At 66.2% G+C, this 15,640-nt stretch carries 11 protein-coding genes; 7 read left to right on the plus strand and 4 right to left on the minus strand.

What is annotated here, in order from left to right:
* Positions 1–159: 159 nt before the first annotated feature.
* On the minus strand, positions 160–1,539 hold the full coding sequence (locus IVA75_RS00875; RefSeq protein WP_247287400.1) for a hypothetical protein: 1,380 nt from the start codon (positions 1,537–1,539) through the stop codon (positions 160–162).
* Between the two features lie 75 nt (positions 1,540–1,614).
* Here IVA75_RS00875 and IVA75_RS00880 point away from each other — a divergent pair, with 75 nt between their 5' ends.
* The gene (locus tag IVA75_RS00880; RefSeq protein WP_247287399.1) at positions 1,615–2,811 is read left to right on the plus strand and encodes an MFS transporter; all 1,197 of its coding nucleotides are present in this window, start codon (positions 1,615–1,617) and stop codon (positions 2,809–2,811) included.
* Here IVA75_RS00880 and dgcA read toward each other — a convergent pair.
* Complete coding sequence (gene dgcA / locus IVA75_RS00885) at positions 2,781–3,776, minus strand: N-acetyl-D-Glu racemase DgcA (protein WP_247287398.1); 996 nt, start codon at positions 3,774–3,776, stop codon at positions 2,781–2,783. The two genes, IVA75_RS00880 and dgcA, sit on opposite strands and share 31 nt — an antisense overlap.
* Positions 3,777–3,919: 143 nt before the next feature.
* Here dgcA and IVA75_RS00890 point away from each other — a divergent pair, with 143 nt between their 5' ends.
* The 3 genes from IVA75_RS00890 to IVA75_RS00900 are packed head-to-tail and all read left to right on the plus strand — an operon-like array spanning position 3,920 to position 6,721.
* Complete coding sequence (locus IVA75_RS00890; protein ID WP_247287397.1) at positions 3,920–5,053, plus strand: ABC transporter permease; 1,134 nt, start codon at positions 3,920–3,922, stop codon at positions 5,051–5,053.
* Positions 5,054–5,055: 2 nt separating this feature from the next.
* Entirely contained in the window at positions 5,056–5,826 is a 771-nt protein-coding gene (locus IVA75_RS00895; protein ID WP_027518968.1) for an ABC transporter ATP-binding protein, read from the plus strand.
* 16 nt (positions 5,827–5,842) lie between these two features.
* Entirely contained in the window at positions 5,843–6,721 is an 879-nt protein-coding gene (locus IVA75_RS00900; protein WP_027566853.1) for an MlaD family protein, read from the plus strand.
* Between the two features lie 202 nt (positions 6,722–6,923).
* Here IVA75_RS00900 and IVA75_RS00905 read toward each other — a convergent pair whose 3' ends face one another.
* Positions 6,924–12,632, minus strand: coding sequence for a negative regulator of septation ring formation (locus IVA75_RS00905; protein WP_247287396.1), 5,709 nt, complete (start codon positions 12,630–12,632; stop codon positions 6,924–6,926).
* A gap of 396 nt (positions 12,633–13,028) precedes the next feature.
* Between IVA75_RS00905 and IVA75_RS00910 the strand changes: the two genes are divergently transcribed.
* Both IVA75_RS00910 and IVA75_RS00915 read left to right on the plus strand, forming a co-directional pair.
* Positions 13,029–13,403, plus strand: a complete 375-nt coding sequence (locus IVA75_RS00910; protein WP_247287395.1) for an Hpt domain-containing protein — start codon at positions 13,029–13,031, stop codon at positions 13,401–13,403.
* 166 nt (positions 13,404–13,569) lie between these two features.
* The gene (locus tag IVA75_RS00915) at positions 13,570–13,890 is read left to right on the plus strand and encodes a 2Fe-2S iron-sulfur cluster-binding protein (protein WP_007602043.1); all 321 of its coding nucleotides are present in this window, start codon (positions 13,570–13,572) and stop codon (positions 13,888–13,890) included.
* Positions 13,891–13,903: 13 nt separating this feature from the next.
* On the opposite strand, the gene IVA75_RS00920 is transcribed toward IVA75_RS00915, so the two are convergent.
* On the minus strand, positions 13,904–14,371 hold the full coding sequence (locus IVA75_RS00920) for a thioesterase family protein (RefSeq protein WP_007602045.1): 468 nt from the start codon (positions 14,369–14,371) through the stop codon (positions 13,904–13,906).
* 182 nt (positions 14,372–14,553) lie between these two features.
* Between IVA75_RS00920 and IVA75_RS00925 the strand changes: the two genes are divergently transcribed.
* Complete coding sequence (locus tag IVA75_RS00925; RefSeq protein ID WP_247287394.1) at positions 14,554–15,582, plus strand: NAD(P)/FAD-dependent oxidoreductase; 1,029 nt, start codon at positions 14,554–14,556, stop codon at positions 15,580–15,582.
* Positions 15,583–15,640: the final 58 nt, after the last annotated feature.

Consider the following 15,640-nt stretch of genomic DNA (forward strand, 5'->3'; position numbering starts at 1 on the left):
AGAGAGTGTTTTCCTCACCCGCTCTTGTGCCCTGGACGCAGCGCAGCGTCTCTTCGACGGTGCGCTGCAGAGCCGGGGCACATGTTGCGACGGAGGCTGTGGCTCCTGGGTCCCGGGTCTGCGCTTCGCTCGTCCGGGATACTCGAGCAGGCGTCCCCCTTACGAGAAGAACGCGATCTTCTCGGCCTGGGTCATGCGGCGGATGGGCGCTATGGGGTCGTTGGCGGCGGCGCGGGGCTTTTGCAGGATGCCGCTGGCGAGGATGGTGGCGCCGAGCGAGACTTCCGGAACCGGCGAGGGCATCGGCAGCGTCGTGGCCTGCGCCGCGCCGAATGTCGCAGTGGCTGCCATCACCGGCGCTGGCTGCTCCATCACCTCGGCGGCGGCTTCCGCAATGGCGTTGGTGAGGCGCGCCAGCGACTCCATCGCGATCGGCGCTTCCTCTACAGGCTCCTCCACGATCGCTGCGGCGGCGACTGGCTCGGGTGCGATCGGCTCCGGTATCTCGGCTGCGATGGGCGCTGCGGCCTCCGCAACAACCGGCTCCAGAACCGTCGCTTCCATCTCGACCGGTTCGATGATCTCGTCGAATTCCGGATCTGGCGCGGCCATCTCCAGCGCGATGGCCTCGAGGATGGCTTCGTCCTCGGCTTCGGCGGCGGCCTCGAGCGAAAATTCGTCCGTCACTTCCGCGAAGGCCTCAGTGGCCGGCTCTTCAAAAGCGATGTCTTCAGGCGCGATCCGGCTCTCGGCGAGGGTCGCCTGCTCCAGGGCGGCGTCCGTCGCCTGCTCGGCAATAGAGAAGGTGTCAGCCACGCCAGCCGTCTCCACGGCTGCTTCGGGCTCGATCGCCTCTGCGATGTCCTGCGGCGCCTCCGCAAAAGCCACGGCTGCTTCGCTGGCCATCGCCGCAGGCACGGCCTCCGCAGGCGGAGCTTCCGCAACGGGCGAGGGTGCCTCCTGCACCGGAGCCGGCGAGGGGCGCGCGGGCTGCGGCGTTGCGTCGGCGTCGGTCTGGTCGATCCGCTCCTTGAGCAGATCGAATGCGGCCTTGAGGTCGGCGCGGGGGTCGATGGTCGAAACCTGCGCGCAGGCCGCCTCGATGGAGGCGAGCTGCGAATCAATCAGGTCGCAGATTCGCCCGTCGGCGCCGATCTCGCGCCAGCGCCAGGAGATCTCCTTGATGATGCGCAGGCCGCGCGGGATCGGCGCGAGGCTCGCCTCGATCGCCCCGGGATCGAACGCCGCGATCGCGATCGTCTCGGCTTCGCGGATCGCGTGCCGGATCGCGACCAGCGCCTCGGGCAGCCGATCCTCGACGACGGGTTGGCGCTGTGCCGCAAGGGTTTCTTCGATTTTCGCGACCGCGTCGAGCACCATGCGGGTATCCGCATTGCGGTTGCGCTTGGCATATTCGCCAAGGAACCAGCGGCCGCGCGCGGTCTCCATGAAGGCTTCGCGGATCGCGTCGTAATCCTGCTCGTTCGGCTCGGCCGCACGGGCAGACATAGGCGAGAGGGCGAATGCTTCGTTGGCCATGTCAATCTCGTCGCGCAAATCAGTACGCGTTACTGTAACGATCACCACGATATCGGCCGAATCGCAATTGGTTTGATGGCAGGCGAATCACAAATCCCCATCGCAGCATCTCGGAAGCGGCGATTCGCCGTCAGCCTCGCGCTGTTCTATTCGGCGGTGTTCGCGGTGTCGGGAACGCATCTGCCGTTCTTTCCCGTATGGCTGAAGGCGATCGGTATCGACGCGGCCTGGATCGGCCTCATCAACGCGCTGCCGGCGATGACACGCTTCACCACGCTGCCGCAGATCACCGCCTTTGCCGAAAAGCGACATGCGATTCGCGCCGGCATGATGATCTCCGTGCTGGCGACGGCGATCGGGTTCACGGCGGTCGGCTTGCAGCAGCAGCCGCTGGCGCTGTTCCTGATCTATGCGCTGACCTGCATGATGTGGACGCCGACCATGCCGCTAACCGACGCCTATGCGCTGCGTGGCGTCGCCCGCTACGGGCTCGATTACGGGCCGGTACGGCTGTGGGGTTCGGCAGCCTTCGCGGCCGGCTCGCTCGCCTGCGGCTATCTCGTGGACCATATCGCGGCGCGCGATCTGATCTGGATCATCGTCGCCTGGGCTGTTGTTGCGGTCGCCGCCGGCATGCTGCTGCAGCCGCTCGACGATGTCAGGCGAAGGACGACGGCGGTCCACGCCAGCAAGGCGCTGCTGCGCGATGCCGGCTTCTGGGCCATCATCGTTTCGGCCGCGCTGATCCAGGGCAGTCACGTCGCGTATTATACGTTCTCGGCCATTAACTGGCAGGTCCAGGGCCTCGGCGGGCTGACGATCGCGGGCCTCTGGACGTTGGGGGTGATCGCCGAGATCATCGTGTTCGCGCTGTCGCCGCGCTTCTCGCTGCATCCGTCCGCGCTCATGGCGATCGGAGGCGCGAGCGCGGTCGTGCGCTGGGTCGTCACCGCGCATGATCCGCCGCTTGCGCTGCTGGCGGTCGTGCAACTCGGCCACGGCCTGACCTTCGGGATGACCATTCTCGGCACGATGAGCCTGTTGGTGCAGCGCGTGCCGTCGCATCAGATCGCGCGGGGGCAGGGCTATTACGCCGCGTGCAACGGGCTGCTGGGTGCGACCACCTCGATCGCGTCAGGCGCGATCTACGCCCGCATTGGCGACGGCCTCTATTACGTCATGGCCGCAATGGCCGCTGCCGGCGCGCTTGTGATCTGGTCGGCGCGGCACCGGCTGAAAGCTCATCCCCAGAGCGACGAGTCCGGCGGGTAGACCAGGCTGTCATCGTAACGAAGCCCGTGATCGCGGTCGTGCGCCAGCAGCAACGGGCCGTCGAGATCGACGAAGCGCGCCTGCGGCGTCACCAGCATCGCCGGCGCCATCGACAGCGAGGTCGCGACCATGCAGCCGATCATGATCTCGAAGCCGAGCGCCTGAGCGGCATCGGCCATCGCCAGCGCTTCGGTGAGGCCGCCGGTCTTGTCGAGCTTGATGTTCACGGCGTCGTAGCGCTCGCGCAAGGCTGCGAGCGAGTTGCGGTCGTGCACGCTTTCGTCGGCGCAGACCACGAGCGGCCGCTTGATCCGCGCCAGCGCGTCGTCTTTGCCGGCGGGTAACGGTTGCTCGACCAAGGTGACGCCGACGGCCTCGCAGGCGGCAAGATTGTGCTCCAGATTGGCCTCGGTCCAGGCCTCGTTGGCATCCACGATCAACTCGGATTCGGGTGCCGCCTCGCGCACGGCCGTGATCCGCTCCGGATCGCCGTCGCCGCCGAGCTTGATCTTGAGCAGCGGCCGGTGCGCCGCTTTGGCGGTCGCCGCCGCCATGGCCTCGGGCGTGCCCAGCGAGATCGTGTAGGCCGTGGTGCGCTCCCCCGGCGCCGGGCGGTCGAGCAGGCTCCAGGCCCGCACGCCGGCCGTCTTGGCTTCCAGATCGATCAGGGCACAATCCAGGGCATTGCGGGCCGCTCCAGGCGGCATGGCGGCTTGCAGGGCCTGACGGGTGAGGCCGCGGGCCACGGCCGCCTGCATGGCCTGGATGGCGGCAAGGGTCGCCTCGGGCGTCTCGCCATAGCGGGAATAGGGCACGCATTCGCCGCGGCCGGTCAGGCCGTCCCGGCTGACCTCTGCCACGACCGTCACGGCCTCGGTCTTCGCGCCCCGGCTGATGGTGAAACTGCCCGCGATGGGAAAGAGCTCGATTCGCGCGGCGAGGGCAGGAACTTTGCTGGAAGTCATTTTGAACTCTGGCGAAATCTGAACCTGCTGGTTACCTCTAGCAACTAAGGTTAACCAGTTGGGGATACCTTCTCTGGGTAAGGGCGCGTGCGCAACCATCTGATTTCATCCGTTTCTCGCGCCCCGGCACGGGAGCGGACATCTTGAACGGCGATCCGAAGCTGGAACGGATTGCGAAGGGCAATGCGCTGGCACTCTGCGCCACCGGAACCTGGACCGCGAGCTTCGCGCCGGTCCTGGAGCGGATGGTGGCTGACGCCGAGAAGCTTGCCGGCGGCCCACAAAGCATCTTCATCGACGTTTCCGAGGTCTCCAAGCTCGACACCTTTGGTGCCTGGCTGATCGAGCGGCTGCGCCGCAGCCTGACGCAGGGCGCCGTCGAGGCGCAGATCGCGGGGCTGTCCGCCAATTATTCGAGCCTCGTGGACGAGGTGCGACGGGTCAGGGCGACACCCGTCATCGACGCCAGCACGATCACCATCACCGGCATGCTGGAGCAGATCGGCCGGGCCGTGGCCGGTGTTGCCGGCACGGTCGCAGGCCTGATCGACATGCTCGGCGCGGTGCTCGCGGCGGTCGCGCGCACCCTAATTCATCCGCGCTCGTTCCGCCTGACCTCGACCGTGCATCATCTCGAGCAGGTCTGCTGGCGCGCCGTGCCGATCGTGGTGCTGATCACCTTCCTGATCGGCTGCATCATCGCCCAGCAGGGCATCTTCCATTTCCGCAGGTTCGGCGCCGACCTGTTCGTCGTCGACATGCTCGGCGTGCTAGTGCTGCGCGAGATCGGCGTGCTGCTGGTCGCGATCATGGTCGCGGGCCGCTCGGGCAGCGCCTACACCGCCGAACTCGGCTCGATGAAGATGCGCGAGGAGATCGACGCGCTGCGCACCATGGGTTTCGATCCGATCGAGGTGCTGGTGCTGCCGCGCATGCTCGCGCTCGTTCTCGCGCTGCCGATCCTGGCCTTCCTCGGCGCGATGGCCGCGCTCTATGGCGGCGGCCTGGTCGCCTGGCTCTATGGGGGCGTGCAGCCGGAGGCTTTCCTGCTGCGGCTGCGCGACGCTATCTCGATCGACCATTTCATCGTTGGCATCGTCAAGGCACCTGTCATGGCCGCGGTGATCGGCATCGTCGCCTGCGTCGAGGGGCTCGCGGTGCAGGGCAGCGCGGAATCGCTCGGGCAGCACACGACGTCGTCTGTCGTGAAAGGCATTTTTTTCGTCATTGTCATGGACGGCGTGTTCGCCATCTTCTTCGCCGCGATCGGGATGTGACGATGGCTCCCGAAATTCAGAACCCGATCATTCGCGTCCGCGACATCACCGTGCAATTCGGCGCGACGCGCGTGCTCGACGGGCTGGACCTCGACGTCAGGCGCGGCGAGATTCTTGGCTTCGTCGGCCCTTCCGGCGCGGGCAAGTCCGTGCTCACACGCACGATCATCGGCCTCGTGCCCAAGGTCGCAGGCAGCATCGAGGTGTTCGGCGTCGACCTGGATGCCTCCAATACCTCGCAGCGTCGCAACGTGGAGCGGCGCTGGGGCGTGCTGTTTCAGCAGGGCGCGCTGTTCTCCTCGCTCACGGTGCGGCAGAACATCCAGTTTCCGATGCGCGAATATCTGCGGGTGTCGCAGCGGCTGATGGACGAGATCACCATCGCCAAGCTCACCATGGTGGGTCTCAAGCCTGAGGTCGCCGATCGCTTTCCCTCTGAACTGTCGGGCGGCATGATCAAGCGCGTGGCGCTGGCGCGCGCGCTGTCGCTCGACCCGGATCTCGTCTTCCTGGACGAGCCGACCTCGGGCCTGGACCCGATCGGCGCCGGCGACTTCGACGAGCTGGTCAGGACGTTGCAGCGGACTTTGGGGCTGACCGTTTTCATGGTAACCCACGACCTCGATAGCCTTTACACAGCATGTGACCGCATCGCCGTTTTAGGCAACGGTAAGATCATTGCGGCAGGGTCGATCGCCGACATGCAGGCCTCGCAGCATCCCTGGCTGAGGCAATATTTCCATGGCAAGCGCGCTCGCGCGGTGATGGGCTGAGGTGCCGGAGTAGCTGATGGAAACGCGCGCAAATTACGTGCTGATCGGGTCGTTCACGCTGGCGGTGATCGCCGCCGCGATCGGCTTCGTGCTGTGGTTTCAGTCGTTGCACACGACCAAGCAGCGCAGCCCCCTGCGCGTCGTGTTCGAGGGCCCGGCTGCGGGCCTGCGCAACGGCGGCAGTGTCAATTTCAACGGTATCCGGGTGGGCGAGGTGGTCTCGGTGAAGCTCGACAACCCGCGGCGGGTTGTCGCACTCGCCATGGTCGAGAACAACGCCCCGATCCGCAAGGACACCCTGGTCGGCCTCGAATTCCAGGGCCTGACCGGCGTCGCCGCGATCTCGCTCAAGGGCGGCGAGGAGGCCGCGCCGTCGCCGCCGCTCGACGAGGACGGCATCCCCACGCTGACGGCCGATCCCAACAAGCTCCAGGACGTCACCGAGGCGATCCGCGGCACGCTCCAGAACATCAACAAGATCGTCGCCGACAATCAGGAGTCGGTGAAGAACTCGCTGAAGAATCTCGAGACCTTCACCAACTCGCTCGCCCGCAATTCGGAGAAGATCGACGGCGTGATGGCCAAGGTCGACGGCGTCATGCTCAAGGCCGACAGCCTCATGCTCGGCCTCAACACGCTCGCCGGCGGCAAGGACGGCGGCGAGCTGTTTCTGGCGGTGAAGTCGATCCGCGAACTGGCCGACGATTTCGACAAGCGCTCCGGCGCATTGATGACCGACGGCCGCCGCACGCTCGGCGACATCAGCCGCGCCGTCAACAATTTCGACCGCAACCCGACCCGCGTCCTGTTCGGCGCCAGCAACAACGCGCCGCCAGCCGCGCCGCCACCGCCGCCCGAGCCGCCGAAGCCCGCCGTGCCGGAGCGCAGGCGGTAGTAGGCGCGTTGCACTCGACCCTCTCCTTCGTCATTGCGAGCGAAGCGAAGCAATCCAGACTGCCTCGCAGAAGCAGTCTGGATTGTTTCGTCGCAAGAGCTCCTCGCAATGACGAGTAGAGGCGCAGCGACGTTCCCCAAAACAAAACGGAGCCCGCGAGGGCTCCGTTTTTCATTCGCTGTTCGCTATCGCTGCGAACCGCTTACCCCAGCCGGCCCGCTGCGTGCGCGAGCAGCGTGTACACCAGGCCCGTCTCGGAGGTCAGATGGTTGCGCAGCTCCTGCGGGCCGCGGCCGTCGCGGGCGACTTCGTCGAGCAGGCGTTCGAACTCGGCGACATAGCGGTCGACCGTGGCCTTGAAGTTGCGGTCGGAGCGATACTTGCGGGCGACCTCGTCAAAGGCCTTCTGGCCGGCGGGCGTGTAGAGGCGCTTGGTGAAGGCCTTGTTCTCGCCGCGCTGGTAGCGGTCCCACATCTCGGAGGCGAGGTTGCGGTCCATCAGCCGGCCGATGTCGAGCGACAAGGATTCCAGCGGATTGCCGCCACCTTGCGGAGCCTGCGGCTGCGGAGCCGGTGCAGCCTGGCGGCCGCGCTGCGGCTCACGTCCGGCAGGCGCACCCTGGTTGGCGTCCGTGCGGCTCAAGAGGTCCGACAACCAGCCGTCGCGGCCCTGGTCGTTGCCGGCCGGCGCCACCGGCGGCGCTTCGGTGCGGCGCGAGGAGGCCGGCATGCCGAGGTCCGGCGGCGGCAGCGTCGAGGCGCTGGCGCTCTCGCGCATGCGCGTCTCGGTGCTGCGCGCGCCGACGGCCGCCAGCATCGGCTCTTCCTGCCGCTGCACGCTGGCGCGGCCCGTCGTGGAGACGTCGAGACCACGGCCGTGCTGGGCCACGATGCGGTTGAGCTCGGCGAGGGCCTCGATCTGGTCGACGATCACCTTGCGCATCTGCGCAGTGCTCTCGGCGGCCTCCTGCGGCATCTCGAGCACGCCGCGGCGCAGCTCGTTGCGGGTGGCTTCGAGCTCGTTGTGCATCTCGAACGCCATCTGCTTCATGCTGGAGACGAGGTTGGTGAACTTCTCGGTCGACTGCTTGAACATCGCATCCGCCTCGTCGGTGGTCTGGCGGTAGATGTCGTGCATGGCCTCGACGGTCTGCCGGTGCTCTTCTTCGGAGGCCGACCGCACCGCCTCGAACTGGCGGGTGATCGCGGCGGAACCGGCGCCGGCGGTCTCCGCGACGACGCGGGCGATGTCGCGGGCCCGCTCTTCGGCGGCCGCCAGCGATTCATCGAGCAGGCCGGTGAAGCGCGACAGGCGCTGGTCGAGATCGGCGGTGCGCAGGTCGATCGTGGTGACGAGCGATTCCAACGCCTCCTTGCGTTCGGCGAGCGAGGCGGTGGTGTTCTTGTTGCTCTGCTCGACGACCTGCGCGGCCTCGACCAGTGCCTTGCCGTGCGCGTCGAACTGGGTCGACAGCTCGCCGAGATCCTGAAGTGCCCGCGTGGTCTTGCTGTTGAAGACGTTGAGCTGGTCTTCCAGGTTCTGCGTCGCAGCGCCGTTGCGCGAAGTGACGTCGTTCATCGCCGAGACGAAGTCGGCGACGCGCGTCACCAGCGCCCGCTCGAGCGAGTTGAGGTTGTCGTGCGCACCGGTCAGCACCTCCTGGAGCAGGATGTTGCCTTCGCGCAGGCGCTCGAACAGGGCGACCGTGTCGGTGCGCAGGATCTTGCTGGTCTCCTGCATCTCGGTGACGGCCGCGATCGAGACCTGGCGCGACTGGTCGATTGCCGCGCGGGAGGCCTGCTCGAGGTCCTTGAGCGACTTGTTGACGGCACCCGTCGCCATCTCGCTCGCCGAGTTGATGGTCCGCGCCACCTCGGAGCCGTTGCCCATCATCGTCTGCGAGAACGCATGTCCGCGCGTCTCGATCGACTTCAGCGCGTCGGACGTGACGCGGTCGATGTCGAGCGTGAGCTGGCTGGTCTTCGAGCCGATCGCGTCCACGAGCGAGCCGCGCTTGGCGTCGATCATGTTGGCGAGACGGTCGGACTGCTGCTGCACGTAGGTGACGATCTCGTCGGTCTTGCCGGTCATGGCCTGGCCGAAGCTGCTGCTGGCGGCGAGCACCGAGCGCTCGACATCCGCCGAGCTCGACTTGACGCGCGAGCTCGCCTCGTTGGAGGCGTTGATCAACGCGTTCTGGGCGTTGAGTGCGCTGGTCTGGATGTCGTTGGTCGCGTTCGCGGTGGCCGTGCTCAGCGTACGCTCGATCTCGCTCGAGATCGTGCGGATCTGGCTTGCGGCATCCGCCGAGGTCGAGGTCAGCGAGGTCTGCGCCTCACGCGCGCTGTTGAGGATGGTCGAGGCGGTGTCGGCGCCGACCGAGGTCAGCGTGCGCTCGATGTCGATGGTCAGCGACTTGATCTGGCTTGCAGCGTCTGTCGAGGCGGAGATCAGCGTGCCCTGGGCTTCGCGTACGCCGCTCGTGAGCGCCTCGATGGTGGCGCCGCCGGCGGTCGCCAGCGCGCGCTGCATCTCGGCCGCCAGCGAACGAACCTGGCCGGTCTGTTCGGCGGAGACCGCCAGCAGGGTGCTCTGGGCATCGCGGGCGCTGGTCGTGATCGTCTCGGCGGTCGACTGACCGACCTGCGAGAGCGAGCGATGCACTTCGGCGGCGAGGGACTTGACCTGGCTCGCCGCATCCGAGGACGCGTTGACGAGCGTGCTCTGGGCTTCGCGGGCGCCGGTCATGATGGTCTCTGCCGTCGCGGTGCCAGCCATCGAGAGCGAGCGCTGCACGTCCGAGGACAGCGCCTTGATCTGGTTGGCGGTCTCACTCGAGGCCGCGATCAGCGTGCTCTGCGCATCGCGGGCGCCGGCGGTGATCGATTCCGCCGTGGTGGTCCCGGCCATGGACAGCGAACGCTGCACGTCGGCGGTGAGGGTCTTGACGTGGTTGGCCGCGTCCGAGGACGCCGTGACGAGCGTGGTCTGCACCTCGCGGGCACCGGCCAGGATCGAGGCGGCGGTCGCCGAGCCTGCCGACGACAGCGTGCGTTCGACGTCGGCCGCGAGCCCCTTGATCTGGTTGGAGGCATCGCCCGAGGCCGCGACCAGCGTCGACTGCGCTTCGCGGGCGCTGGTCAGGATCGAGTTCGCGGCACCGGTGCCGACCGCGGTCAGCGCGCGCTCGACCTCGGCGGAGGTCATCTTGAGCTGGGCGTTGACGTCGGAGGAGACCGTCATCAGCGACTGCTGCGCGGTGCGCGCACCGGTCTGGATGGTCTCGCTGGTGTTGACCACGAGATTGGTGAGCGAGCGCTCGGCGTCCTCGACATGCGAGCGGATCGCGGTCGAGATCATCTCGGCGCGGGACATCATGTCCTCGCTGGCCTGGCGTCCGCTGCTCTCGATGCGGCCGGCGACGGCCTCGACGCGCGAGCCGAGCAGGTCCTCGAACTGCGCCACGCGCACGTCGATGTCGCTGGCGACCGAGACGACCTTGGTCTCGATGGCCTGCTGGATGTCCTGGAAGCGCGCAGTGACCGTGTCGGTCAGGTGCATGCTGCGGCCGTCGATGATCTCGGTGACGCCGGTGATGCGGCGGTCGACCGCCTCGACCGCCTGGGCGGTGCCGTCCGTGAGTGTCGAGGTCAGGAGGGTGAGGCGGGTATCGATCGACTGCACGGCCTGCGAGGCGCCGTTCGTCACCGCGGTGGTCAGGTAGGTGAGGCGCGTGTCGATGGATTCGAGCGCCTGCGACGCGCCGCCGGTGAGGGTGGTCGTCAGATGCGTGAGGCGCGTGTCGATCGACTGGATGGTCTGCGATGCGCCATCGGTCAGCGAGATCGTGAGGTGGTTGAGGCGGTTGTCGATGGTCTCGATCGCCTGAGACGCGCCATCGGTCAGCGAGGAAGTGAGGTGGGTGAGGCGGGAGTCGATCGACTGGATCGCCTGCGCGGCACCGTCGGTCAGCGACGAGGCGAGGGTGTTGAGCCGTCCGTCGATGGTCTCGGTGACCGACTTCGCGCGGGTATCGAACGACTGTTCGAGCGCGGCGACGCGGCCGACGAGCTGCTCGTCGAAGGTCTTGATGTGACCGTCGATCGTAGAATCGAGGCTGGAGATCTTGCCGTTCAGCGAGGCGTCGAGGTTGGTGACACGTTCGCCGATCGTGGTCTCGAACTGCACCAGGCGCTGGTCGAGCACAGCCGTGATCGCGCCGCCGTTGGAGGTGAAGCGGGTGTCGAAATTGTCGACATAGGTCTTCAGCGACTCATGGATGTCCTGCGTGCGCTGGCCCATCCGATCGACGATCTCGCCGCCGAAGGTCTTCACGGTGCGGTCGAACTCGGAGATGTGGCGGGTGATCAGCGCGCCCAGCGTGCCGGAGTCGCGGGCGAACTTCTCGACCAGCTCGGTGCCCTGGTTCTTCACCAGCTCATCGAAGGCGCTCATCTGGAGCGAGAGCGAGTCGTGCGCGGTCTCGGTCTGGCTGACGACCTTGGCGACCAGCGTGTTGACAGTGGCGTCGAGCGCTTCGCTGGCCTTGTCGCCGGAGGTCATGATGTGGCCGGCGAGGCGGTTGCCGGCGTCGTCGATCTTGGCGGAGAGGTCGTTGGAGCGCAGCTCGAGCTCGAGCAGCAGCGAGTCCGACGAATTCTTCAGGCTGTCGTGCACCTGCTCGGTGCGCTCGGAGATGCCGTCGACGATCGCGGCGGAGCGCTGCTCGAACTCGCCGGTGATGCGGTCGATGCGCTCGTTCAGCATTTCGTGGACGCGGTCGGCGAGATCGACGAACTCGTCGTGAACGTGGCCGGTCTTGAAATTGAGGCTGGTAGTCAGCCGCTCGCTGGCGTCGAGCACGGCGCGCGTGGTCTCGTTGCTGGCCTCCTCGAGGCGGTCGAGCAGGTCGCCGCCGCGCTCGCCGAGCGCGAGGATCATGTTGTCGCCGGCGTTGCTGAGCGCACCGGTGATGTGGGCGCCGCGCTCTTCGAGCGCGCCGGTGATGGACTTGGCGACCTCGTCGACGCGCGAGGCGATCGCGTCCGAGATCAGCGCGATGTCATGGCGCAAATCGATCTGCACGCCGGAGATGGCGCTGCGGACCTGCTCGGCCTGGCCGACCAGATTGTCGCGCTGATGCGCGATGTCCTGGAGCAGGGCGCGGATGCGCACTTCGTTGTCGGAATAGGCGCGTTCGAGCGCCGCGACCTCGTTGGCGACCAGCGTCTCGAGCTCGCCGGCGCGCGCGATGGCGCGCTCGATGCCGTCGCCCATCGCCGCAACCTCGCGGCGGATGGCCTGGCCGACGGTCACCATGGAATCCGAAGCCGAGCCTTCCGGCTCGGAGAAGCGGATCGCAACCTGGGCCATAGCCTGCGCGACCGAGCTCATTTGCTGGCCGCGCCAGACGAGGCTCGCCAGGAAGAAGAACAGCATGATCGGCGCGAAGAACATCGTGACGAGGCCGGCAATGGCCAACACGCCGCCGCTCTGGCCCATCGCCGCCTGGATCGAAGGCAGGAAGCCGACCGTCAGCGCGGCGCAGGCCGCCAGCCAGATGACGGTGAAGATTGTCGCGCCGGTGTAGATGTTGCGGGTCGGGCGTCCCGTCTGCAACGTCTGCAAGAGCTGGCCGATGGTCGCACGGTCGTCATTGGCGGCGCGGCGCGAGGAGCGCGGCTCCTCGATCTGGTCGAACATCGCGCGTTCGTTCGCGGCGGGGCGCGCGTCGAAGCTCGGTTCGTCGAACATCGGGGGCGCCGGTGGCGCGACGGGGGGCGACGTTTCGCTGCGCATCGAGGCGTTGCGGCTGGTGTCCGCGGCCGTGTCGCTGATGTTCAGGGCTTCCTGGATTGCAGAAAGCGCATCTTCTGTGGGGTCTTTGACCTTTTTCGGAGTGTTTGCCATGTTCAGTCCGAGCCCTCGTTACTTGTACGCGTCCCCCCGCGAGCTCTGCGCGCTACGCAAGCCCACAGTCCGGATCATGCCGCTTGCGCGGATCTCCGAGCCATCCCCACCCGGACGGCTTGTCCGCCAATTTCTCCAACATCCTATTGGCAGAGCGTCGCGAATGAAATGCCCGCGATTAAGACATTCTTAATCATCGTTAACAGGAACGTGCCGTAAGGCCTTAGCAATAAATGCAATTCTCCACCGAACTCGGCGGATTGCGGCAACTTTTCGTCAATAAGCAGGCAGATTTGCGTAAAACGGCCGGAACATTTCGTTAACCATTTCCGTGCTTGGGTGGAGGGAACTTGACCGCCAGACCGGCGGACATCGCGCGATGCCGGGGCCTGCGCCATGACGCCTGAACTGCAACGGATGGACTGGATGCCCTCGCCCCCGCTTGCACCCATCGACAGCCCGCTCGACCTCGATCATCTCTCCCGCATGACGCTCGGCGATTCCGAGCTGGAACAGGAAGTGCTGACGATGTTTGCCGAGCAGGCGGTGCGCCTGATCGCGGCAATGGCAGCGCTGCCGGCCGAGGCTGGCGCACTCGCCCACAAGCTCAAGGGCTCGGCGCGCGGGATCGGCGCCTTTGCGGTGGCGGATGCCGCAGCCGGCCTGGAGACTGCGATTCAGACCGGCCAGGGCCGGCCTCACGCCTTCGCCGCGCTGAAAGAGGCGGTGACCGAGGCGCGCGTCGCCATCGAGGCAATCCTCAACCCTTAGGGCGACAGGGCCAGACCCCTGCTCTAGTCTTTTGTTTTGACGGGTTTTCTTCCCGCGAAGCGGTATTCTCGACTTCAACAAAACGCTATGGCGCCGGGCTGACCGACCCGTTATAGGACAGCCCGGACCCTCCTTCATTCCCTAGATCGCGGCAGCACGAGCACACATGGCCAAAATTCACTTTGTCGATCACAAGGGCGAAACCCGTACGGTGGACGTCGAGAACGGCGCGACTGTGATGGAAGCCGCCATCCGCAACAGCATTCCCGGCATCGAGGCCGAATGCGGCGGCGCCTGCGCCTGCGCCACCTGCCATGTCTATGTCGACGAAGCGTGGCGCGAGAAGGTCGGCAGCCCGACGCCGATGGAAGAGGACATGCTCGACTTCGGCTTCGACGTGCGCCCGAACTCGCGCCTGTCCTGCCAGATCAAGGTCTCCGACGATCTCGACGGCCTCGTGGTGGCGACGCCGGAACGCCAGGCCTAACTCTCTTAGCTATTCATGTGCTCGGCGGCGCGACCTCGATGCCGCGCTTGTGCCAGGGCCTGAGCTTCTCGAGCACTTCCGCGATCAGTGGCGTTGGCCGGCGCGACGCCTCGTCGATCATCACGGCGACCGATGTCGCCGATGCAATGCACTTCCCTTCCGAAAACACCACCTGCTCGAACGTCACCGACGTTCGTCCCAGCTTCGCGACGCCGAGGCCGAGCTCGATCGTGTTCGGCCAGTGCAGCTCCGCGCGAAAATGGATGTCGAGCCGCACCATAATCCAGGCAAGTCCGGGCGGCGTCAGGCCGTATTCCGGGAGCTTCATCAGCGTGACGCGGCCGGTTTCGAAATAGGTGGCGTAGACCGCGTTGTTGACGTGCTGATTGGGGTCGAGATCGCCGAAGCGGACGTTGTCGCTGAGGCGAAAAGGATAGTCCTCCAGGCGCGGCGTCGTATCGAGGCGGCTTGGTGCGTTCACCGATTGATCTCCGTCATATCGTTGCTGGTTACAGCCCAGTTATCCTGACCCGGCAAGTGGGGCCGGCTGCGGGGCGCTCCCGCTTTTATGCCTTCCCTGATCCATCCCCGTTGGCTAGACAGGCAGGGTCACCTCGGCCCACAGGGCGCCGTCCCACCGATATCGACCGACAAAGAGACGACATGAGCGACGCGATCAAAACCGATGTGTTGATTATTGGCGCCGGCCCCTGCGGTCTGTTCGCCGCTTTCGAGCTGGGCCTTCTGGACATGAAGACGCATTTCGTCGACATCCTCGACAAGGTCGGCGGCCAGTGCGCAGAACTCTATCCGGAAAAGCCGATTTACGACATTCCCGGCATTCCGCAGGTTTCGGGGCAGGGCCTCACCGACGCGCTGATGGAGCAGATCAAGCCGTTCCATCCGACTTTCCATCTCGGCGAGATGATCGAGACCGTGGAGAAGATCGGCGATCCCCTGTTCCGCTGCACCACGGACGCCGGCAAGGTGTTCGAATGCAAGGTGCTGGTGATCGCGGCCGGCGGCGGCTCGTTTCAGCCCAAGCGTCCACCGGTGCCGGGGATCGAAGCCTATGAAGGAAGCTCGGTGCACTACGCCGTGCGCAAGATGGAGACGTTCCGCGACAAGAACGTGCTGATCGTGGGCGGCGGCGATTCCGCGCTCGACTGGACACTTAATCTGCATCCGATTGCCAAGCGCATCACGCTCTTGCACCGTCGCGACGATTTTCGCGCCGCGCCCCACAGCGTCGAGCAGATGCGCGCGCTGGTCGCGGCCGGCAAGATGGATCTGCGCCTCGGCCAGGTCACCGCGCTGTCGGGCAGCGAGGGCAAGCTGAGCGGCGCCACCGTCAAGGGCAACGACAACAGCGTGACCGAAATCACCTGCGACACCATGCTGCCGTTCTTCGGCTTGACCATGAAGCTCGGTCCGGTGGCGAACTGGGGCATCGCGCTGGAGAACAATCTGGTGCCGGTCGAGACGTCCGCGTTCGAGACCAACGTGCCAGGCATCTTCGCGATCGGCGACATCAACACCTATCCCGGCAAGATCAAGCTGATCCTGTGCGGCTTCCACGAGGGCGCGCTGATGTCGCAAAAAGCCCATCGCTACGTCTATCCGGAGAAGCGGCTCGTGTTCCAGTACACGACCTCGTCCTCCAGCCTGCAAAAGAAGCTCGGCGTCAACTGACGGCGGCGGGCGATGCCCCATGTTTCTGGTGCTGGAACAGTTCGCGAAATCGCCGTAG

Source organism: Bradyrhizobium sp. 134, from assembly GCF_023074155.1.
In the GTDB taxonomy this organism is placed as follows: Bacteria; Pseudomonadota; Alphaproteobacteria; order Rhizobiales; family Xanthobacteraceae; genus Bradyrhizobium.

Bases quoted from the DNA above. Each gene is read 5' to 3' on its own strand.
- dgcA (WP_247287398.1), bottom strand. From the start codon at position 3,776: ATGACTTCCAGCAAAGTTCCTGCCCTCGCCGCGCGAATCGAGCTCTTT.
- IVA75_RS00880 (WP_247287399.1), top strand. From the start codon at position 1,615: ATGGCAGGCGAATCACAAATCCCCATCGCAGCATCTCGGAAGCGGCGA.
- IVA75_RS00895 (WP_027518968.1), top strand. From the start codon at position 5,056: ATGGCTCCCGAAATTCAGAACCCGATCATTCGCGTCCGCGACATCACC.
- IVA75_RS00905 (WP_247287396.1), bottom strand. From the start codon at position 12,632: ATGGCAAACACTCCGAAAAAGGTCAAAGACCCCACAGAAGATGCGCTT.
- IVA75_RS00915 (WP_007602043.1), top strand. From the start codon at position 13,570: ATGGCCAAAATTCACTTTGTCGATCACAAGGGCGAAACCCGTACGGTG.
- IVA75_RS00910 (WP_247287395.1), top strand. From the start codon at position 13,029: ATGACGCCTGAACTGCAACGGATGGACTGGATGCCCTCGCCCCCGCTT.
- IVA75_RS00925 (WP_247287394.1), top strand. From the start codon at position 14,554: ATGAGCGACGCGATCAAAACCGATGTGTTGATTATTGGCGCCGGCCCC.
- IVA75_RS00875 (WP_247287400.1), bottom strand. From the start codon at position 1,539: ATGGCCAACGAAGCATTCGCCCTCTCGCCTATGTCTGCCCGTGCGGCC.
- IVA75_RS00900 (WP_027566853.1), top strand. From the start codon at position 5,843: ATGGAAACGCGCGCAAATTACGTGCTGATCGGGTCGTTCACGCTGGCG.